Annotated in this window: 18 protein-coding genes and 1 pseudogene; 15 read left to right on the top strand and 4 right to left on the bottom strand. The window is 36.3% G+C overall.

The features are described from left to right. The first annotated feature begins 55 nt into the window (after positions 1–55). From D1868_RS08695 to D1868_RS08645, 11 genes and pseudogenes are all read left to right on the top strand, one after another. A complete protein-coding gene (locus D1868_RS08695) occupies positions 56–871 on the top strand; it encodes a helix-turn-helix transcriptional regulator (protein ID WP_156007483.1) in 816 nt (271 codons plus the stop codon). Further along, positions 868–1263, top strand: a complete 396-nt coding sequence (locus D1868_RS08690) for a CBS domain-containing protein (protein ID WP_196770234.1) — start codon at positions 868–870, stop codon at positions 1261–1263. Before D1868_RS08695 ends, D1868_RS08690 begins: the two co-directional genes overlap by 4 nt. Positions 1264–1336: 73 nt before the next feature. Continuing rightward, a complete protein-coding gene (locus D1868_RS08685) occupies positions 1337–1771 on the top strand; it encodes a rubrerythrin family protein (protein WP_156007482.1) in 435 nt (144 codons plus the stop codon). Continuing rightward, positions 1768–2952, top strand: a pseudogene (locus tag D1868_RS11370) (heterodisulfide reductase-related iron-sulfur binding cluster). Before D1868_RS08685 ends, D1868_RS11370 begins: the two are co-directional and overlap by 4 nt. Further along, on the top strand, positions 2945–3508 hold the full coding sequence (locus tag D1868_RS08675; RefSeq protein ID WP_156007480.1) for a DUF3501 family protein: 564 nt from the start codon (positions 2945–2947) through the stop codon (positions 3506–3508). The pseudogene D1868_RS11370 and the gene D1868_RS08675 overlap by 8 nt, the downstream one beginning before the upstream one ends. Before the next feature lie 131 nt (positions 3509–3639). Next, positions 3640–4032, top strand: coding sequence for a universal stress protein (locus D1868_RS08670; RefSeq protein WP_156007478.1), 393 nt, complete (start codon positions 3640–3642; stop codon positions 4030–4032). Between the two features lie 74 nt (positions 4033–4106). Next, complete coding sequence (locus D1868_RS08665; RefSeq protein ID WP_156007476.1) at positions 4107–4556, top strand: alanyl-tRNA editing protein; 450 nt, start codon at positions 4107–4109, stop codon at positions 4554–4556. 192 nt (positions 4557–4748) lie between these two features. Beyond that, complete coding sequence (locus D1868_RS08660) at positions 4749–6218, top strand: MFS transporter (RefSeq protein WP_156007474.1); 1470 nt, start codon at positions 4749–4751, stop codon at positions 6216–6218. 567 nt (positions 6219–6785) lie between these two features. After that, on the top strand, positions 6786–10697 hold the full coding sequence (locus D1868_RS08655) for a protease pro-enzyme activation domain-containing protein (RefSeq protein WP_156007472.1): 3912 nt from the start codon (positions 6786–6788) through the stop codon (positions 10695–10697). Position 10698: 1 nt separating this feature from the next. Continuing rightward, on the top strand, positions 10699–12465 hold the full coding sequence (locus D1868_RS08650; RefSeq protein ID WP_156007998.1) for a peptide-N4-asparagine amidase: 1767 nt from the start codon (positions 10699–10701) through the stop codon (positions 12463–12465). A 69-nt stretch (positions 12466–12534) separates the two neighbouring features. Then, positions 12535–13725, top strand: a complete 1191-nt coding sequence (locus D1868_RS08645) for a mandelate racemase/muconate lactonizing enzyme family protein (protein WP_156007470.1) — start codon at positions 12535–12537, stop codon at positions 13723–13725. Positions 13726–13747: 22 nt separating this feature from the next. On the opposite strand, the gene D1868_RS08640 is transcribed toward D1868_RS08645, so the two are convergent. The 3 genes from D1868_RS08640 to D1868_RS08630 form a co-directional block, all read right to left on the bottom strand. Then, positions 13748–14641, bottom strand: a complete 894-nt coding sequence (locus D1868_RS08640; protein ID WP_156007467.1) for a metallophosphoesterase — start codon at positions 14639–14641, stop codon at positions 13748–13750. Positions 14642–14739: 98 nt separating this feature from the next. Next, positions 14740–16155 carry an APC family permease gene (locus D1868_RS08635; protein WP_156007465.1) on the bottom strand — a complete coding sequence of 472 codons (1416 nt, stop codon included), beginning with the start codon at positions 16153–16155 and terminating at the stop codon, positions 14740–14742. A gap of 207 nt (positions 16156–16362) precedes the next feature. Continuing rightward, positions 16363–16677, bottom strand: a complete 315-nt coding sequence (locus tag D1868_RS08630) for a hypothetical protein (RefSeq protein ID WP_156007463.1) — start codon at positions 16675–16677, stop codon at positions 16363–16365. A 171-nt stretch (positions 16678–16848) separates the two neighbouring features. Between D1868_RS08630 and D1868_RS08625 the strand changes: the two genes are divergently transcribed. The 4 genes from D1868_RS08625 to D1868_RS08610 are packed head-to-tail and all read left to right on the top strand — an operon-like array spanning position 16849 to position 21130. Then, entirely contained in the window at positions 16849–18351 is a 1503-nt protein-coding gene (locus D1868_RS08625; protein WP_156007461.1) for an MATE family efflux transporter, read from the top strand. A 9-nt stretch (positions 18352–18360) separates the two neighbouring features. Then, complete coding sequence (locus tag D1868_RS08620; protein WP_156007459.1) at positions 18361–19179, top strand: class I fructose-bisphosphate aldolase; 819 nt, start codon at positions 18361–18363, stop codon at positions 19177–19179. 12 nt (positions 19180–19191) lie between these two features. Beyond that, positions 19192–20373: a glycosyltransferase family 39 protein gene (locus D1868_RS08615; protein WP_156007457.1), complete on the top strand. Its 1182-nt coding sequence runs from the start codon at positions 19192–19194 to the stop codon at positions 20371–20373. Beyond that, positions 20363–21130, top strand: coding sequence for a nucleotidyltransferase family protein (locus D1868_RS08610; RefSeq protein WP_156007455.1), 768 nt, complete (start codon positions 20363–20365; stop codon positions 21128–21130). The genes D1868_RS08615 and D1868_RS08610 overlap by 11 nt, the downstream gene beginning before the upstream one ends. On the opposite strand, the gene agl3 is transcribed toward D1868_RS08610, so the two are convergent. Then, complete coding sequence (gene agl3, locus D1868_RS08605; protein WP_156007453.1) at positions 21111–22274, bottom strand: UDP-sulfoquinovose synthase; 1164 nt, start codon at positions 22272–22274, stop codon at positions 21111–21113. The two genes, D1868_RS08610 and agl3, sit on opposite strands and share 20 nt — an antisense overlap. Positions 22275–22303 lie beyond the last annotated feature (29 nt).

Genomic DNA, 22303 nt, shown 5'->3' with positions numbered 1-22303 from the left:
TTCTACTTCCCTATTTTATGTTAAATTTAATTCCTTAGTTGTTTTATTATAACGTGTGAAACTACTGGGCTTAGTAACGCTTCTCTCATTTCTGACTTTATCTATATTATCTACTGGTGTCTCCTCTTCAGTTGCTGAAACAATATTTTATAACGGGACTGTAATAATAAGGACTTATAATCAATCAGTAGTATATCTTCCATTGCAAAACATAACTAGATTGCAGGCTAGTTCTCATTTCACATTACAGAATAATAAGGTTATTCTAGCTAATCCCGATTCTGTTCTAACTTATCAAGCTAAAATTGACGGAGTAATAAAGATTTCACAACCTTATAACTCCACAATTTGTATTATATTACCTTATCAGACTCAGTTACTATACTTGTATCCAGCCCCAATATCATCTACCATAACACAAAGCGGCTTTCTAAATCTTACTTTCTATGGTTCAAATATAACTATAGTGTTTTCACCTTCTGCTTCAACTATAAAGTATAATCAAAATTCAAACGGGCTTTTTACTATTTTGGTAGTATTACTGATAATTAGCGTAACTTCCACAATAACACTTGCTTACCTATTACTCAAAAATTTTAGAAAAGAAAAAATCCGGGAAAATCTAGATAATGTGGAAGTAGAAATAGATAATAATAATCTAGATGAAAGAGACAAAGTAGTTCTAGAAGCAATAAGACAAGGGGCAGATACTCTAGCTAAAATTAGTAAGATAACAGGCCTGCCTAGAACTACTGCCTATAGAAGGGTTAAGAAACTGATAAGTCTTGGATACGTTGAGGAAATAAGAGAGAGGAATAAAATCAGATACATTGCAAATAAAAATGTAGGTGAGAATGATAATAATATATGAAAATAATCCAACTCGTAAATCGAAGACCAGTCACAGCTAATTCCGAAATAAGTATCAAACAAGCCGCAGAGATAATGAAAAGGGAAAGTGTGGGTTCAATAGTAATTACTGACAAAGATTATAATCCAATAGGTATAGTGACAGAGAGGGACATAATTTACGCAATAGCTGACGGAATTCCTCTAGAATCTTCAATAGACCAGATAATGAGCCAAAACCCCGTTACTATTGATGGTGATGCTGACATAAGCGAAGCTGTGGCATTAATGAGTTCAAGAGGAATTAGGCATCTCGTAGTCATAAATAAGGAAGGTAAAGTAGTAGGTGTTATTTCTATTAAGGACGTCGTTAAAGCTGTAGGTAGCATAGCACTTGATCTAGCCTTTTGGTAATTAGAATTATTTTTAATTAAAAATAAACTTTAACTAGAAAGGTTTTTACATTCAGAATAATTAATAAATAGCTATAGTAAACCTAAAAGGTACTAAAACAGCTGAAAACCTTAAACAAGGCTTTATAGGAGAGTCGATGGCTAACAGACGATATCTCTACTTCGCCAAGAGAGCGGATGAAGAAGGTTATCCAGAAATAGCTCAGTTATTAAGGAGTATTGCCGAGGGAGAAACAGCCCACGCTTTCGGTTACCTAGACTTTATAAGACAAGGAGGGTTAACAGATCCAGCTACTGACAAGCCCATAGGAACTTTAGAGGAGATGTTAGAATCTGCAATCGCTGGAGAAACTTACGAGTTTACCCAGATGTATCCTGGTTTTGCTAAGGTAGCGAGGGAAGAGGGATTTAATGAAGTAGCTGAGTGGTTTGAGACCCTCGCGAGAGCAGAGAAAAGCCACGCTGAAAAATTCCAGAACGTACTTAAGATGTTAAAGGGAGAGCAATGAAACTGGTGTTGAACCCAGAAGACAAGTCTTTTTTTGATACTTCTTTAATCACATCAGAGTTTGTGAGACAAGCCTCAATTTGTCACGGGTGTAGACTTTGCTTTAATTACTGTTACGTCTTTCCGAAACTTTTAAGCTAACCGACTCTAAGGGACCCAAAAACCTAACATATGAGGATGCCGTTGATATTGCGTCGGACTGTTTCCATTGTAAAATGTGTTATACAAATTGTCCTTATACACCCCACACGAGTTTGAAATGGACTTTGCCCACTTGATGGAGTGGGTTTGGTTGAGTTACAAGGGCAGAAAGCCGTTAACGCTCAGGGATTTTTTAAACGAGATGCTCGACTATAGTAAGATAGGTAGAAGCTTCATTATTAAGATGTATCCGCATAGTAGGAGGCTTATGGAAATAAGTGATGATGCACCAATGTCGGAGATGAAAAAGGACGTATTTACTTTCATAGCAAAACCCGTGAAGGTTGAAAACCGATAAAGAAGGTAGCCCTTTTCCACACTTGTTTAGTTGACAACTTTAACCACGAGATCGGTGAAGCATTGCTTGAGGTTTACGGAAATCTGGGAATAGAAGTAAAGATAGTCAAGGAGTTCAAATGCTGCGGAGCACCTATGCTAGATGTAGGTGATGTGAAGAGGCTAAAGGATAATGCAGAACATAATTATGCGTTAATGCAAAAACTTGTTAGTGAAGGATATGATATAGTGTGTCCTATCCCAACTTGTACGTTAATGCTATCCAAAGAATACACGTTAATACTTGGTAAGGATGAGATAAAGGTGTATGACTCGCTGGAGTATTTATTAAAGCTGGAACGTGGGGAAAATAAAAATAAAAGGGAAATTCCCTAAGTCTATTTTCTACCATCCACCTTGTCACTTGAAATATCTAAAAGTAGGTTACAGTGGAGTGAATTTATTAAGGAGAATGGGAGCCAAGATAGAGATCTCAGACAAGGGTTGCTCTGGAATAGATGGGGATTGAGAAATTATGAGAAAGCTAAAAATGTAGGGAGTAAAATGATGGCTGCATTTAAGGAGAATAAGGCTGAAGTATTTATGACCGAGTGTCCACTAGCTGGACTTCAAATTACTAAAGCGAGCGGAAGAAGACCCCTTCACCCATTAGAAGTTATAAGGGAGGCGATGAAAAATGGGTAAAATAACTCTTTATGATATAATTCCTTGGAACGAATACGCAAAGATCAGAATGGAGAGGGTTAAATGGATAGTCAATGTAAAAAGTAGAAGAAGGATAGATTTAGGAGATAGGTTGACACTTCTTTTCGAGAACAGAGATACTGTATTACATCAAATTCAAGAGATGGTGTATCTTGACAGGCTGGAGAAGAAAGAAGATATCGAGAGGGAAATAAAGATTTACAGTGATTTACTGCCTTGCGGAGGTAAAATAAAGGCTACCCTTTATATTAACGCCTTTGACCAAGTAGGCTTGTTGAAGGTCTTTAAGGAGCTAAAGGGTATATATAACTCAGTGTTTCTGAAAGTAGGTGATAAATTAATTCAAGGAATACCGGAAGCCGGTAGAGAGCAAGGTGAGGCTTTTAGCACAGTACAGTACTTAACTTTCGATTTAGAAGGGGCTAAAAGCGACGATATAGAGGTTCATATAATTCACGAAAACTATCGTGTGTCGAAGAAGTTAGATAGGGATTTGGCTAGAGAACTTATCAAAGAGGCTAACGAGGAATGTTAAAATATTTTAAAAATCTCATTATTGAAAGACATTGATTTAAAATAAAATTTAATAATAGTTATGTGTAATCTAAACTATTTTTAACTTCTACTGATCAACATTTATATACTATTCTGAGAGAAAGGTAATTTATGAAATATGTAGTAGCTTATGACGGATCTGAGTATTCAAAAAAAGCAATATCATTTTTACTTAAAATGTTAAAGAAGGAAGACGAGGTCTATTTAGTAACAGTAGTTAAAGAACCTCCTAAATCTCCGGAGCAGAAAATAATTGAGGAACGAAGTAAGGCAGAAGAAGTACAGAAGGAGATTATAAAGGAATTATCCGATTTTAAAGTAAAGGCAGATATATTAGAAAGTTTAGACGTCTCAGATGCAATAATAGAATACTGTAGTAAAATAGGGTGTGATATGATAGTTACCGGTAGTAGGGGGTTGACAGGATTAAAGAGGATAGTTCTAGGTAGTGTTTCTCAAGCTATTTTAAATAAATCTCACGTTCCGGTACTTATAGTAAAGTAGTCCTAAATTGATTAAAAATAAACTCACAAACAAAATATAATTTTTTATATTGTTTAACGTAACACATTCTTTATATGGATATTCAAGTTAGAACACATACGGCATTGCATATAGTGAAGGGCGCTTTGAGGAAGGTTTTGGAAACTAAGTGGACGGCAAGCACTTACGTTAACGGTAACCACGGCAGGATAACAGTCGTGTCCGAAAGAAAGCCCACAGATGAAGAAATGGAAAAGGTCTTCCAGTTGGCAAATTCCAAGGTAAATGAAAACATACCAATAATCATAGAGGAATTGCCTCGAGAAGAAGCTGAAAGGAAATACGGTGACGAGATGTACGATCTCTTCCCTGTCCCATCAGAGGTTAAAATCCTAAAAATAGTCATTATCCCACCTGACTGGAATATAAACGCGTGTAACAAAGAACACACTAAAACTACTGGAGAGATAGGTAGAATCATAGGAGATGATTGGAGGTATAGAAATACAAAAAAGTTATTGGAGGTATCTTTCGATATAGAGTAATGATTAATTGTCAAAGTGTTTATAGTTCTTCTAAGTTAGAGTTTCCGTGAGAGAATTTGGTGTGTGACAATTTGTTAAACTTTACTAAATTTTAAACACTATATAAAATATATAGTTGACAATAGACTATATTTTCAAATATAAACTACTAAGGTAAATATTATATTCATATATCCAGTATAGGAATTTGAAATGTCAAATAATCCCTTTAAGAGCATGGACTCTTTGAAGTTAACATTCAACCACATAAAGATATGGTATACAGCCGGAATGGGCTTTTTTACTGATGCCTATGATTTATTGGTTATATCCTATATATTGGCTACGTTTATAGATGCGTATAAATACTACGGAATGTCAGTGCCGGGCTTCACAAATTACCTGGTAGGCCCTAATAGCGACTTTTGGATTGGTCTTCTGGCTTCATCAGCGATAATAACTGCAATACTTGGCCAACTAATCTTCGGGTTTTTAGGAGATAAGTTAGGTAGGAAATCCGTATACGGTGTTGAGGCATCTTTGCTAACAATTGGTGCTTTGTTAAGTGCATTTGCATGGAACTTACCCTCCCTCATATTCTTTAGGTCTATAATGGGACTAGGGATAGGTGGAGATTATCCAATATCTGCTACAATAATGAGTGAATACGCAAACGTGAAAGATAGGGGAAAGTTAATAGCCTTAGTCTTTTCGAATCAAGCTTTGGGTTCATTAGCTGCACTTGCTGTAGGTGTTATATCGGTCAGTATACTTCCTCCTGATATAGCCTGGAGAGTAATGGCAGGATTAGGAGCTATTCCCGCAGCAACGGTAATATATCTGAGGAGGAAAGTCCCAGAGACTCCTAGATACTCTCTTTTAGTTAAGGGTAACATAGAAGAAGCTAAGAAGGCAGCTAAATTTTTAGGAACTGGTATTGAGGTAAACTCTAATGTGAGAAGCGGAATAAAAGGAGTTAGTGAGTTCTTATCTACTTACTTACCCGTTCTGATAGGGACTGCGGGTACATGGTTTATACTCGATATAGCCTTTTATGGAACTGGTATATACTCTTCTTCTGCTTTAGCTCCAGTGTTCGGGAATCCCTTCCCATCCCATCCAACAGCGTTATCTCTTAGCGAGTTTCAGTCCGATTTAGCTAAAGCATTGTTCATAGGTGGAGTACCTTTCTTAGTAGGATTTCCAGGCTACTTTGCTGCTGTTGCTTTGTTAGATAAGCTCGGTAGAAAATGGATACAACTTCAAGGATTTATCGCTATGGCAATAATTTATGCCGTGGTATCTTCAGTTATGATTGTGAATGGGACAAAGGTAGAAGGTTTCAGTATACCTCCTACTTTAGCGTTTATCATTTACTCCCTATCTTACTTTTTCATAGATTTTGGTCCAAATACTACTACATTTGTAATCCCAGCTGAAGTTTATCCGACTAAATTTAGAACAACTGGTCATGGTATATCAGCTGCTTCTGGCAAGATTGGTGCTGCGATAACCACATATTTATTTCCATCATTAATAGCTACAATAGGGATAAAGGAAATACTTATAATGCTCGCGATACTGAGCGTGATAGGAGGCATAATAACATATGCATTTGTCCCAGAGCCTAAAATGAAACCCCTAGAGGAAGCCTCAAGGGAAAAGATAGAAGTTAGTCAGTGACTTTACAATTTATGTTTTTCATTCATATAAAGTCTGTTAACATCTTGATTTATTAAGGAAAATGAGAAATCTTGATAGAAAATCCCTCTCTACTCGATCTACTTGTTCTTTAAACGTGGTAGTGAATACCAGATTAACCGATATTAAGTTGAGAACAGCTACTAACAAGTAGAAGTCCTTGAGATCGAATAGTTAATTTTTCTTCATATTATTACCTTTACTCATCTAAACTACCTCTTCTGCTCCAATGTATTAATAAAAGCGCTTAGTTAGTACTATTTCTTAAAAGCGAACTCAAGGATTAAGACAAAGGGTCGAGATGTAAAATACCTTCTCTATGTAGTTTATACTAGAAACAAGTCCTCAGACTAAATTTGAGAAGAAGTGTCGAAGATGAGTATTGGGTAATCAGTCAAGGTTTACCACACATATTATTAAGTTTCATCTAAAAGCTTTTTCTATTACTCATTTTCTTATTTTCTATCCTTTCTGATTTCTAAATGGAAAATATATTAGTGAGCTTTTAGTTTAACGTTTTTATATTACTTTACTTAAACATTTTATGATATGATAAAACTACATTCGGTAATTCTTTTAATACTTTTTATGATAAATCTCTTAACATTCTTTGGCATATCTACAAGTACTTATGCATCGTATGTAGGACCAGAGATTGGGAACTCACAACCTATAGGCTATTTGAACCCTCAACAGCCAATATGTATAGGTATCCTTATACCGCCTAAAAATATGAATGAACTTTACTTATTAGCTCAGGAAGTAGCTTATCATCAGATAAAGCCAATTCCTACTTCGCAATTATTTTCAATGTTTGCCCAAAAGGATAAGGAGGATCAGATAATAAAATTCTTGAATGAAAGTGGTTTCCATCTTGTCTATAGGAGTCCCTTCGCTATTATAGCTGAAGGATATGTATATCAAGTAAAAGAAGCGTTTCATACTGAATTAGCTCTATATAAAGATGGTAATATTGTCTATTACATGCCTACGTCAAAACCTATAGTTCCATCCGAATTTAGTGGTGTTATGATCCAAGGTCTAACTAATTATACTAACGTAAACTATCAACTAAACTTGATCGTTTTAGGAAAAGTAAAGGGGAATACTCTTATACCTAATGTTAATCCTGAAATAGCTAACGTGACTGGGTTTAAGTACCTATCGTTCGCCGCTAATATGTACACTCCTCAAGATATAATAGGTGCTTATAACATTACACAAGGAGGAAAGAATGTAACAATAGCAATAATCGATCCTTACGGGGATCCAACAATATTAGAAGACTTAGCTTTGTTCGATAAGGAGTTTCATTTACCTCCAGCTAATATATCAATTATTCCAATAGGTCCTTATGATCCTATTTTCGGCTTATCTACTGGTTGGTATATTGAGACAGCTTTAGATGTTGAAACAGCTCATGCTATAGCTCCTTATGCACATATAGATTTGGTGGTCCCGTCAAGTGTTACGTTTATACCTGAGGCAATAGATTATATTGTCTCTAATGATGTTGCTCAAGTAGTTTCTATGAGTTTTGGTATTCCTGAGAACGTTTTAGGTGCATCTGGACTGTTTGTCGTTTTTCAGGGAACGGCTTATCCAAATACACCATATTGGGATTATTACTTCGCCTTAGGAACTGTTGAAGGTATAACCTTTCTGGCATCATCTGGCGACGAGGGTGCGACGGCAGGAGGACTTTCAACTTATAGTGGTGTATCTTATCCAGCCACAAGTCCTTTTGTAACTGCTGTAGGAGGAACGACATTATTCGTTAACGTAACATCGGGGTATCTATCAACAGAAAATTCTACAGCGACTTACGGGTATGAAACAGCTTGGTCTTTTGATAACATGTTCTACTTCCCATATGTAGCCTCTGACGGAGGTTATAGCGAAATATATCCTAAACCTTGGTATCAAATGATGATCAACGGTACAACTAGGCCAAATCCAGATGTAGCAGCTGTTGCTAATCCAAATACTGGCGAAATAATATATGTTTTAGGGCAGCAGGAAGTAATAGGAGGTACTAGCTTATCCGCTCCTATTTGGGCCGGTATTGTAGCTGATATAATATCTCAGACTCACAAACCAATAGGACTCTTAAATAACATACTTTACTGGATATACTCTAACTCTTCATTATATCAGAAAGCTTTCCATCAAATTACATTTGGGTTTAACGGATTATATACTGCTCATTCAGGCTATAACTTGGTAACTGGTTTAGGGTCTCCTGATTATTACTGGTTACTTAAGGCAGTTGAATATTACGAATCGATACCAAGGCTAGATGTATCCGTTACAGCTGTAGAATCTAACGTACAATATCCATGGTTTATGTATAATTCTACTTTCACAATTCTTGCAAAGATATCTTATCCTAACGGAACCGAGGTTACGAATGGAAGCTTTAATGCTTACATATACACGATTAAAGGATTACTTACCTCGTTACCGTTGATCTTTAACGGCTCTTATTGGGAGGCAGAATACACAATTACACCTAGCGATCCTCCAAACATATGGTATATAGTAGTGAACGGAACAGTTGGCAATTTAAGTGGAGTTGGAGCTTATGAGATAGACGTAGGTCTCTCAGTTAACATAATTTCACCAGTGCCTTTCCCCTATAGTCTATCTATACCGCCTAACACTCCATTTTCAATCGAAGCGTGTGTATATTATCCAAATTTAACCCCTGCAAATGTGTCCTTAGAAGCTCATTTCGTTCAAAATAATGCTATAGTATATAACGTAACACTTTTACCTACTTCCACTCCAGGTTTATATAGAGGGGTATTTGCTGTGGTCACTCCATCTAAAGAAGGAGTTTTTGTAATGTTCGTTAATGATACATATGGCTGTGCATTCTCTTATGAGACCATAGGAGGGCTCAACTTATTCACTTTCATCTTTACTCCTATTGATGATGGATTTCCATCAATTTCACCGAACCAGAACATTACAATATTGGCCTTTACATTTGATCAATCAGGACTAGGTATATTCACGAGTAACGTAACTGCATATATATACTCACCTAAGGGGAATTTAGTTGGCGAAGTTAACTTAAAGCCTGCAACTGAAGCGACGCAGTTCGGCGTCTACAATTTGTTCGGTTTCCAAGAGGGTAATTTTACTATCCCAGCAAATGCTTCACCAGGTTTCTATAGAGTAGTAATAGTAGGAGTTTATAACGGGTCTATAGGCTTAGAAGAGATGAATTATACTACTTACTTCTATGTTTCCCCCTCGACTTTATCTGTAGATGTTAAAAGTGTAGGTGAAGTATTTGAAGGTCAATACATAAAAGTCTACGCTAATATAACTTATCCTAATGGAACAGAAGTAACTACTGGTATATTTACAGCTACACTAATACCATATCAGAACGAGAATCAACAGATCTTTTTAGAGTCTGAAAACGGGGTTCCACTTCAATATAACTCTACATTGAAAGAGTGGGTTGGTTTACTTAGAGTGCCGGGAGGTATAAATGCTACTGTATATACTGGGAACTCTCTATACTCTCTGGCTGGTCCTTGGAAAATAGCTATAGCTGGGGCAAGCTATAATGGGTACAACTCGTTATCTTATGGAGAGTATGTTCAAGTTGAACCTTATGTTTATTTGCCATCACTAAATCTAGGCTCATCAAAAATAATGTATTTACCACCGTTTATAACTGAGGTAAATGGTACTTATGAGATTCAAGGTGTTTATATTCCAGCTCTAAATCTCTCAAACGGAAAATACATGATACAGAATTCAATAATAGGTTCGCTAGTATCTCAGAATTCAACAGTGATTATAGAAGGATCAACAATATCGACTATTACTTCTTTGAATTCCAATTTAGAGTTGGAAAATACTAAAATAGAGGATAGTCAGGTAGGAATATATTCAATAGATTCTAATATAACATTAAGTTCGATAACATTTGAGAATATAAATCTAGCTCTGAAATACGTAAATAGTAATATAGTTACATCCAGTACGAGTTTTATAAATGTTAGTAAAATAAGTAACTTCCCAACACCTCAACTTTCCTACCCCAATCAAATCACCTATCCTACTTCCTACATATTGGTTAATATAACCAATTATAACACCTCTGTGTTGAAAATCATAAAAGTTCTAGTGGATGGCAAACCGGTGAACTTTAGTGTAAGTCAGGGAATTAACGGAGTAGAAGTTAAGATACCGTTCAACTCAACCGAGATGCCTTCTGGAGTGAATACTGTCTTACTCAAGGTTTATAATGGTATGTATTACGATCTTTCCTTTAGTGTGGATAATCAATATCCGTTCCAGAGTTTATCGTCATCAGTGGCTTCTTCGGTTAGTTCAACTAGAACATTAGCATTAGCGTTAGGTTTGGTAGCTATAATCTTGTCCGTTTTAGCTATAATTATAACCTTTAGGAAGGGAGGTGGTAAAAGTGGTAAATGAGATGAAAAAATTCTTTATTTTATTTCTAGTTTTTCTTATAGTTTTTTCTCCCACATATTACTCTCTAAATATTGTAAATATTCATGAAAATAACTTAACAATCTCTAAGCCTCAACTCTTATATAACATCACCTCTCCTATCCTTGAAGGGTTTACAGATCCTAAGTATTACTCCTTCCAGGCCTACGAGGTAAAGCCTCCTAACGTTACACCAGTTATAATTCATGTAGCCACCAATGCAATATTTAATAACACCGGTTTGACGCCTGAGAACTTCACAGTTGAGGTTCCTAATGGTAGTTATAGTATGATTATAATGAACGTGAGTATTTCGGAAAGTAACGGTACTCAATACGATAGGGCAGTTTACATATTTGTTGATGGTGTCCCTATATTCTGGGGATCTACACAAGAGATCAATAATTCTACTGCTTCTGTAGACTTAACCATGTTTGAGAATTTGTTAGTGGGTAGAAATGTTACGTTTCAAGCAGTTATAGAGAACTTCTATGATGCTAAGATAGGCATAACAGGTGTTTACCATCTTAATATTACTCTGTTACTATATCCCGGTATTAAACCCAAAGGCTTACCTAATATGTTTATCCCTCTCTTCGTATCTAAGTACAACTACTCTTATATCATTCTTAATCCTTTAAACCCCTCCGTTAGCCAGGTAGTTAATATTCCTAATGGAACATATATGATGAAATTACTGATTTATGAAGAAGGAGGAGGACTTGATGAATTCTGGTATGCTAATGAGCCTGCTACAAGAAGTATTGAAGTATATTATAATGGTAGCCTTGTCGGTGTTGTAAACCCCTACGAAACTATCTATACTGGAGGAATAGATCTATTCTGGTGGAAACCTATGCCATCCATTAATACATTAGCATTTCATACACCGTATATAATCGACCTTACTCCTATGTTAGCTTTAGGTAATAAGGGTGTTATTACGGTTCATGTCACAAATCTAAGGGAGGCATTACAGATCACTGGGTCTACTGCTTTTGATTGGGATGTTGCAGGCGTATTAATGCTATGGGTTAACACTTCTAATCCACTTATCTCAGGTAAGTTATTAACGAGCTATGCAAGATACATAGACTCTACTCCAATATTTACCCCTGGGTTCCCAGGAATATATTATCAAGAGGTGGGGAACTATCTCTTAAATTACTCGGCAATTTTGAAGTTTAAGAGTGGTACTGAATATTCTCTAGTAACACAAGAAGGTAGGTTTACTGCATATCAGACTTTTAATAATATATATGAGAAAGCATACCTAGATGAAAAGTTTAGTGAATATTCATTAGAAAGAGGGTTAGTAAACTCCTCAATGGTCATAAGAGGTTACTATCCAATACTGTTACAATTCTCTGCATTTGCAACTCCAATATCTAATCCCAATGTAATTCCTTACAACCTGACTTATATTCAGAACGGTACACTATCATTAGGATTATATTACTACTTTAGCACCTCCTATTCTTCGAGTAATACTACTATGTGGATCAAAGAAAATGAGACAAGTATAGGAGGGTTCAGTGGCATCCTAGAGATTATAAACAGTTATGGTGGGGCAATATTAGTAAGTCTTACATCTAATAATGCCCTAACTGAAAAGAGCCTTACCGCCGAGTTCCTAGTTAATGGTGAAGGCTATAAAGAGTTATTTAATGCTGAAGCTTTGCAAAACAGTACTACTAATTTAGCTGGCTACTACATTAAGATCTCAGTGAACTATATTCCGATTAGCTGATTTTTCCCCAACTTTTTTGTCTGTCCGCTTTTTGATAAACTTAAAACTGTAGATTAGGAATTTTTTCTTATGTCAAAGATTTCTCAAATAGTGCCTATAGTATTAGCTAATCCCGAAAAAGGGAGTGCCACATGGGCTTCAGTGATGATACTTGTAAGGGTAGTGACCTCTGATGGAATGGTAGGATATGGAGAAGCTGTCCCTACACTTAGAGTTATTAATGTATATAATACTATAAAACAAGTAGCTAAGAGTTATATAGGAAAAGAAGCAGAGGAGCCTGAGAAAAATTATCATGAATGGTATAAACAAGACTTCTACTTAGCGAGATCTTTTGAGTCAGCTACAGCTACTAGTGCAATAGATCAGGCTCTATGGGATATACTGGGGAAAGAATTAGGAGCCCCTATATACAAATTACTAGGCGGTAAGGTGAGGGACAAAATACCAGTGTATGCTAACGGTTGGTATCAAGATGCTGTATATCCTGAAGATTTTGCTGAAAAGGCTAAAAGAGTAGTGAACATGGGATATAAAGCATTGAAATTTGATCCTTTCGGTCCTTATTATGACTGGATTGACGAAAAAGGATTGAAGGAAGCAGAAGCTAGGGTGAGGGCTGTAAGAGAAGCAGTTGGTGACCAAGTGGATATACTAATTGAACATCACGGGCGTTTTAATGCTAACAGTGCAATAGCTATTGCAAAAAGACTTGAAAAATATAATCCAGTTTTTATGGAGGAACCAGTTCACCACGAGGATATAGAGGGTTTAAGAAAATACAAGTCTGTTGTGACTTCGCTCAAAGTAGCATTAGGTGAAAGGTTAGTGAGTCTTAAGGAGGCAATGGTTTACATTGGTGAAAGATTAGTAGATATAATACAGCCCGACCTATGTAATATTGGTGGAATTACTGTAGGTAGAAAGGTTGTAAATCTTGCTGAGGCTAATGACGTTGAAGTGGCTTTTCATAATGCATTTGGTTCTATCCAAAACGCTTATTCCTTACACCTAAGTGCAACTGTTAAAAACTTGTATTTATTGGAAAGCTTTTATGATTGGTTCCCTCAGTGGAAGAGAGATATAATATATGATGAGACCAAGGTCGATAACGGACATGTAAAAATTCCTGAAAAACCTGGAATAGGTGTCTCTATAAATGAAAAAGCGATCGAGAGTATGAAAGTAGAGCCTAAAGAATTGGATGTTGTAGATGAACCAGTTTGGGTAGTAAAGGGTACATGGAAGCATTTCAGTTAAAAACGTTGATAAAAGTGACTTTTTAAAGTCCGTCTAGTTCATAAACTGTTTTATCTTGTCCTATAAATATTCTTTTTATTTCATCTCCATTCCTATACAATATTCCCGCAGACTGACCGTGGTATACGCTTGAGAACACTGTAATTATCTTTTTATCTATATCGATTCTAAATCCGTCTACTGCCTCATGTCCTCTTATAATCCCCTTAAGACCGGTTTGTGATAGGAACTGGTCTACTACTTTTTTTCCGAAGTAGTAAATCCCCTCACCTCTTATGTTTGGTACAAATGTTAGCTCTTCTAATCCTTCTCTTGGATCATTCCATAGTAGCTGCATTGCTATACTATCTGAAGGTTCAGTGTCTGGGTAAGGCAATTTTCTAATGTCATCTACGCTATTAATACCTAAGACTAGATTTCCGTCACTATCAACTTTAGACGGTAAACCTCCGTGAACACAAAAATATCCGTTAACTACAGCTGCGTAAGGCATGTAAGAGAAGAAGTCTTTGAATTTTTCGTACGCATTCTCGTCATCAAACTTTTGCTTTACTTCATCATAGAAGCCGTAATAATAGTTTGTAATCGGGCTCTCGTGATTTCCGCGTAAAACCAGAACTTTTTTACCATCTGTTTGAACCATTTTTTCTAATATAAGTTGTAAATTTTCAACACCTAGAGGTGGGTATCTGTCTACATAATCGCCTAGAAATACCATTAGGTCTACTTTATCGTAAAAGTTGTCAAAGGCGTACTTAGTGATGTCAATTGCACCGTGTGTGTCACCTATAAATACAACTTTTTGTGCTTTAAACTCCCCTAAGAATGTTCCATATTGCTTGAATATATCCTTAGCTTTTTCAAGCAATTCGAAAATGTTTTCTTGTTCTTCCACTCTTTGCTCTTCGTTTGACATACTATATGATTTGTATAAAATATATTTTAAAGGTTTAAGGAGTCTTATTATAGATGGAATAAAAGTAGGAAAGTAGGAAAAATTTTCCTCAAAAAAAGTTAAGTTATTGTCGCCGTTTGTTTATATCTCTTTAAGTACTCATCGATTGTAATCAATTCGTTATTATCGTCAACTACCAACGTTCCAGGCTTACCGTACCTACCTTTTAAGACATACCATAGTGTTGCTACTGATAGGATAGCTATTAGTGTTGTCGTTTGGAATATATCAGGTATCTGAAGTGATAGACCTATGCCGATCAAGTTAATCACGGATGAGGCCACTGGAATAACAAGTGTAGCTATATTTAGTCTTCCTATGAACCAGTATAGAAAAGGAACACCAAAACCATCAATTATCCTTCCGCTTAGCCAGAATATACTTGTTATTACACTTATTTCAGTGAACGCGTTTTCTGGCGAACCTGTAACAATTAGCGGGATTAATGTGAATAAGGCTGATATTAGCCCAACTATCATTGTTGCAACAATAGGTTCATTTTCTTTGTTAACTTTTTCGAATACTTTAGGCATTACTTTTTCTCTAGCTAAGTTGAATAGTACTCTAGCTGCTCCTACAGTTGTTCCAATGTTAGATGCCAGCAAGCTGTTTATCGACAACACAAGCCCTAGCATAACAATAGGAAGTCCGAATTTGAACAGTTCATATAAAAGCGGTTGAGGATAATTTGACAATGAAGAAAGAGAGCCGTTCCATAATGCTACTAAACCATAAGTTCCAGCTAATATTGCTCCTCCTCCTAATATTAAGGCTAACCATATACCGGCTGTTATGTTCTTTCTGGGTGTCTTAGTTTCTTCGCCAAGATAAGTAGCAGCCCCAGCTCCAGATATACTTACAATAGATAAGATCATTGCGGTTCCTATTGCGTTGAATGAAGTACCGGGGGCAGGGATAAAGAATGCAGGATTAAATCCTTTTGTAGCTACTGCGTAAACGAAGAGAGCGTAAAGGAAAACGACCTCTAACGTTGCACTCACACTAACAATATAGCTAAGTAATCTCCTGATGTGAATAAGATATGAGGCTATTGTAGGGTAAGCTAAACCCACAAGTATTGCCAAACCTAGCGTGTAAGGAGGTAAAGTTATGTTTAATAGCTGGAATATTACGCTAAGAACGAGATATATAGTTAAAGCATTAACTGCGTTTAGGCTGGAGTAAGCTATTATCTCAAATATAGCTTCATAATAGGCTACTGTTTTGCTTCTCCACGCTGCTGCTCCATACGTGTAGAAACCGCCAGCTGAAGCTAACTTGGTTGAATATCTAGTGAGTGTATAAACCCATAATGCGCTTCCTATCAAACCAAGGATTGTTGCAAATACTACTGCTTGTCCAGCATAAGCTATTGCAGCTGTAGTTGTGGAAACTACACTACCCAATGGTGCTGTAACTGCCATAGCTTGACCGTAAGCTTCTCTAATTGATAAACTTGCCTTGGAGAGGCCCATAAAACTTCCCTATAAGCTTTACTGTCCTAAACTATTTTTAAAATTATCTAATTTTCATCCCTTCCGGATCAGCAAAGCTTATAAGACAATACGTTGAGGAAATGTTTAGTTAGCTTATAGGGAGATTAAAAAATGTTTAAAGTTATTTGGAAATTGATAACAGACTTTTTTGTCAAAAAATTAAATGAAACTAAATTATTCCTATTGTTATTTCTCTAGTTCTTCTATTACTTTCTTTATATTTTGCTTAACTTCCTCGAACCTGACTTTAGTGTCAGGCGGAAAAGGCTTCTTAGGATTTATAGAATTTAATAGATTTAAGGATTCATTAAGTAATTTTACTGCGGTATGCGTAGCAGTTAGGTTTTTGTAAGCCTCCTTGACCTTTTTTACCGCCTCATTCCATACTTTAAGGTCTTCTTCCGTGATTATGCCATCTTTTACTAAATATGTTCTAAAATCGTCATCAGAAAGAGGTATATCGTTATCTATCAGTCTCCACAAGATGTCCTTAGCACTCATTAAACCTAAAATAAATATTATGTGATTAAAGATTTAACTGAAGGTATTTTAGGTGGTATGATTAGCTTTAGCATAAGGACTAACTGGAGGTAAGGTGTGAATATTGTAATACTACTAATAATAAAGTGTTGGAAACATTTTATATTTGTGAACTAAACAAATTGATTTCGAATGGAAAAACAAGGGAATACCGAGAAAAGTAGAGTAAGACTGGTTTATACTGGACTGGTTAACTTGAGTTTGAGGTTATTTACATCACCTTTATCATTCGTTTTTATGTATTTAGTAGCCCACTACTTAAGTAGTCTAAGGAATGGAGTACTGCTCTTCGCTACATGGCAATCGATATTTGTTTTAGTGACGGGCTATTTTACAATTCCATCTGATATATTTTCCCTTCTAACGTCGAGATATGCTGCCGAAAATAGACCTGTTGGTGGAGCAATAATAGTGAATTTGGTATCTGGTATTATAGCAACAATGGTCTATATTCTTCTTATTCCTTATTTCATGTCTACATTAGGATATTATGATCCTTTCGCATTCCTAGTTTCTTCTCTAGTAATTATTACGTTCTATATTAATAAAGTGGTCATGGCTATAGCAAGAGGTAGGAAACCTATAACAATAGGTATAGGCTATAGTTTGTTTCAAATCTCTAGGCTTGGCTTCGTAATTCTAGCTTTTTACTTTTTGCACTTGACAATTATAGGAGTAGCACTAGCATACGTTATAGGATATGTTGCGCAAACTTTATATAACATTTCATACGTTGATGCTAACTTAAAAATAGATCTTAAAACGACATTGGTTATAATAAAGAAGTCACTAATCACTATTATTTATTACATCCAGTTGATAGTGGAGGCATCATTAGTTTGGTTGACTCTAATAATTACTAGAGATGCTGAAATAGTATCTTATTTTGAATCAGCCTTAATTATAGCAAATATTGTAGGATGGTCACAATCAGTTTACGACGGTCTGATAGCAAAACTAGGCGAAACTAAATCTAAAGATGTTGTAGAAACCTCAATAAAGCTTTACTTTGTTACATCTGCGCTTTTTATGGTCTTTACTATTGTCGAGGCTCACGCATTTCTGTATCATATAAGACCTGAGTACGTTATGTCTATCTATACCATTGTACTTCTGTCAATATCTAATTTCGCAAGGAATCTATACACGATCTTTTACTATTCCGTGTTCATGATCGATAAAAGTATGGGAGTTGACGACGATCTTTCATTTAAGGGATATACGGCATCATTAAATAAATCGAATCTTACGTTTTCAATAATTGGAATTGCGGTTTCAATGGTTCTTGTATACTTATTCAAAGGAGCTAAACCTTATGAGATCTCGGCTATAATGACGATAGGTCTTCTTATAAACTCCCTCTGGATGCTATTTTCATCATACAAATTAAGCAAAAGATTATATAACTTCAGTGTTCCCTACAAGGAAATTACGTCCTCAGTTTCGGCAATGTTGATAGTGGTTTTGGCTATGTTGGAATTATCGAAAAACGTGAGTTATGAATGGATGTTGCTGAATGCCGTGATTTCGACATTTATGTTCATAGGATTACTTTATCTGTTCAACCCTTATGCCCGTTATCTAGTTAAAGCTTCCCTTAGGGAGATAAGAAAAATTCTTATGTCGAGAATTTAATTAAGTGCTATGACCGGTCTTGAAATTAGGATGAGAAAACTCTTCGAGAAGAACAGAGCATTTGTGGTAGCGTTGGATCACGGTCTTGTTATGGGTCCCCTAAAAGGCTTGGAAAGAATTGCGGAGACCGTGAGAAAAATATCGGATAAAGGACCTGACGCTCTTCAAATGACGCCAGCTATGGTAAGGATCCTTAAGGAGAACTTTTTCTCGAGATCTTCTCCGATGTTGATAGCAAGGCTTGACACTGCTAACGTTTGGAGGCAAAAATACAGAAAATATGAAAGTGGTTACTATTCAGTTGTTTATACTATTAGGGACGCTATAGAGGCGGGAGCAGATGCTGTAGTGACTTACTTAGTTGTAGGATACGGTGAAGATCAAGTTGAGGGTGTAAATGTCGATTATTTGGCAGCTCTGAGAAGAGAGGCTAATGACTACGGGTTACCATTTATAATTGAGCCTTTATTTGTTGCACCGGATAACCCTGACTCTATAAAAGAGCCTGAGTTGGTAAAATATGTAACGAGGCTAGCATCAGAGATAGGTGCCGATATACTAAAAGTGGACTATACGGGGAGCAAGGAATCTTTTAGGGAGGTAGTGAGTTATGCTTTTGCGCCAATCCTTATAAGGGGAGGTCCAAAAACTAATTCTGATGAGGAATTCTTGAAAATGTTGAAGGAAGCATTAGATGCGGGGGCTAAAGGAATTACTGTAGGAAGGAACTTATGGCAATCCGATAATCCTGATAAACTAGCTCGAGCAATTTCCTACCTAGTTCACGATAACAAAGATCTTGGAGAAATCTTAAAAGTATTAAAATAGACATTTTGCTTAATGCTAAAGGAGTTTATTATAAAGAAATCTGAGTTGCTATCAGAAATCGCTTTAGCAGTAATGATCTTTTTGTATACGTATTTTACCGTGATCACCTTTGCCCCGATTAACGGTTATATTGGAGATGAAGTGTGGTATCCTTCTGCTGCTTATAATATCCTGAAGTTTATATTTCACATAACTCCTCCTATGTATTATCCTTATCCTCAGGAGTCTAACATTCAGACTTATATTAACCCTGAACATCCTCCTTTAGCGAAGTATATAATGGCGATTTTCATAGTCTTAATGGGTTATAAACCTCTAGCGTGGAGATTAGGGAGTTGGATAATGGGCGACTTAATGATTGTAGTCGGTTTCTTATTAGCTAGAAAACTTGTAGGAGGGGAGTTAGGAAATATAGCGGGTCTAGTAGCCGCTATGCTAATAATACTATCCCCTAATATATGGCTACTGCATGGTATAGCAATGCTAGACATTTACGTAAGTTTCTTCATATTATTATCTATTTACTTTTTACTCAGTGATAATCTATTACTAGCCTCTATTACTTTAGGTTTAGCATTTGCATCTAAGGAAAGTGCGTTTCCTCTAATCCTTCCCTTTCTCTACTATATTGGAGAATTTAAGAGAAGTCCTATACAGAGGGCCGTATATGGTATAGGAATTCCAGTTACTGCATTTACAATACTATCAATTCCGATAATGATTTATTTCGATGGTATATCGGGGTGGATTCATAATTCCTTTTTATATATGCTAGGCTGGGATGCTACAAATGGGCATATATCTCTTACAGCTATAGACCAGATATCGACTCCTTGGGATTGGTTTTTGGATATACACCCCTTTTACGTTGGCTATAACTTCTACGCGAGTACTAATCCATTTATAATGTGGGCATGGGTAGTTACTACACCCCTCGCGTTCATAATACGAGACCTGAAAAGTATTATACTTACGATGTCTGCATGGACAATATGGCTATCGTTTTGTGTTGTATATATTCTAGGTAATCATACACTGTTTAGTTTTTATGTTACTGACTTTGCTGGAATAATAAATGTTTATGTTCCAGTCTCAATTTTTAAATTCTATAAATGGATCTCTACGATGAGGTCGGAGAAAGTTAATAATTTTGTAAAACAAGACAATTCTGGGAGTCCTTCTAATGTCAGTTAAGAAAGCTGTAATTACAGCAGCAGGTAAAGGTAGCAGAATGAAATACATAACCTCGGTTTTACCAAAAGCATTATTACCTTTATTTAAAGCCGAGGACGGAAAAATAGTTATGAGACCTATAATAGACTTAATAATCGAATCTCTTCACGCTGCTAGTGTAGAGAAATTCTGCATAGTAGTTGGTAAACATGGTAAACTACTGATGGATTACTTATTCGAGAGGGAGGTGACTTTTGTATTTCAAAAAGAGCCTAAGGGTTTCGGGGATGCAGTTTTAAAGGCCGAAGATTTTGCTGGTTCTGATCCCTTTTTCGTTCATGCAGATGACGGTGTATTAACTGGAGGGTATAAGGAGGCTGCTTCACTTTTCAGTGAGATTAGACCTGAAGCTGTTCTCTTATTGAGAGAAGTTAAGAATCCTAAGAGATATGGAGTTGTTACTGTGCAAGATAAAGGTATATACATGAATCACAAGTTATTCAAAGTATTAGAAGCAGAAGAAAAGCCAGAAAACCCTAAGTCTAATATAGCTATATCAGCTGTATATATTTTAACTCCTAAAGTGTTCAGGGCGTTAAAGTCTATTACCGTTGAAGAGGGAAAAGAACTGGAATTAACCTACGGAATTCAGGGAGTTATTAATGATGGTGGAGAAGTTTACGGAATACTACTAAAAGATGAGAAGTGGCTTAACGTAGGAGATCCAGCAAGTTATTATGAGGCGTTGAGTAGGACTTTTACTTCTTCCTCCACTTAGTTTTAGGAGGAATTACGTGTCTATATCTCTCTAACCTTTCTTTGTAAGGTAGTAAGTCTTTTATCATAATTTTAACTTCTTCAGGCAACCTTTTCTTAGGATAGAAACCTAGTGACGGAAGGATTTTGATCTCTGGGTTATAGTAATGCTCTTCGGCCTCTACTCTGGGATTAGGATAGTTGCCTATCTGAACATCTAAGCCAAGTTCTTCTCCTGCTTTTTTCACAATCTGAGCAATCTGTCTAACAGAGTAAATCTCAGCAAACTGGTTAGCGACCCTATATTCTCCTTGTTTAGGAGGATGTTCCAGAAGTAGTGTTAAAGCTTGCATACTATCTTCAAGAGACAGAAAACCTCTGGTTTGACCTCCTTTCCCGTAAACTGTTAGTGGTTGTCCTATTATGGCTTCTACACAAAATCTGTTTACAACAGTCCCCCAAACTTCATCGAAGTCAAAACGTGTCCTTAATGTCTCTTCTATTATCTCTTCAGTCCTTGTACCGTATACTGGTCCCTGCATTATATCTGTTACGGTAAGTTCTTTACTGATCTCGTTAAAGTAAAGGATAAAGTCAGTATCATGTATCTTAGTAATGTGATATATTGAACTTCCTTTTCTAGGAACTATTATTCTATCTTTCATTCCGTTAACTATGGCGTCTACGTATATACTTTCTGGTATGTTAAATGAAGGCGTACCGTACTCGCCCATTGTTCCCATTTTAAGGAGATGTATAGTAGGGTCTACTTCTAAAATTGCCTGAATAACCCTAAGGGTTCCGACCTCATTGTTAATTACGGTAAAAACTGAGTGATCCATATCTATCATCGAGTATGGGGCCGACCTCTGCTCGGCGAAATGAACAATAGCGTCGGGCTTATGTTTACTAACTATTTCCTTGAGGAAAGGATAGTCCGTGACGTCTCCTTTATAAAACGTTATATCGACACCAAGATGTTTCTTCGCTTCTTTAACTCTTTCTTCAGGCTCGGGTAACGGAAAAGCGGAATCTGCCCCTACCTCTTGTGAGAACTTTCTTGTGGAAAGATTATCTATACCTATGACTTCATGACCCCTTCTAGCTAATCGTAAGGCTAATGGCCAACCCAGATATCCATCTATTCCTAGTATTAGAACCTTCATTTACATAATCTTTATGAGTAACGTATATA

Source organism: Stygiolobus azoricus (genome assembly GCF_009729035.1).
Lineage (GTDB): Archaea > Thermoproteota > Thermoprotei_A > Sulfolobales > Sulfolobaceae > Stygiolobus > Stygiolobus azoricus.
The sequence above is the reverse complement of the archived record's forward strand: the minus strand, read 5'-3'. Positions and strand labels throughout refer to the sequence as shown.